Raw genomic sequence first — 353 nt, forward strand, 5'->3', positions numbered from 1 at the left:
GTTAAAAGCTGAAGAAGCGGCTAAGGCAAAATTAGCTGAAGAGGCAAGAATACAAGCAGAGCAAGAAGAACAAGCAAGAATAGCAGAAGCAGCAAGGTTAAAAGCTGAAGAAGCGGCTAAGGCAAAATTAGCTGAAGAGGCAAGAATACAAGCAGAGCAAGAAGAACAAGCAAAAATAGCAGAAACAGCAAGGTTAAAAGCTGAAGAAGCGGCTAAGGCAAAATTAGCTGAAGAGGCAAGAATACAAGCAGAGCAAGAGGAGCAAGCAAAAATAGCAGAAGCAGCAAGGTTGAAAGCTGAAGAAGACGCTAAGGCAAAATTAGCTGAAGAGGTAAGAATACAAGCAGAGCAAG

1 pseudogene is annotated in these 353 nt (G+C 42.2%); it reads left to right on the top strand.

From position 1 onward, the window contains the following. Window positions 1-353 (top strand): annotated as a pseudogene (locus Q0772_RS16235) (hypothetical protein); the annotation flags it as partial.

Source organism: uncultured Algibacter sp., assembly GCF_947490405.1.
Taxonomy (GTDB): Bacteria; Bacteroidota; Bacteroidia; order Flavobacteriales; family Flavobacteriaceae; genus Algibacter_B.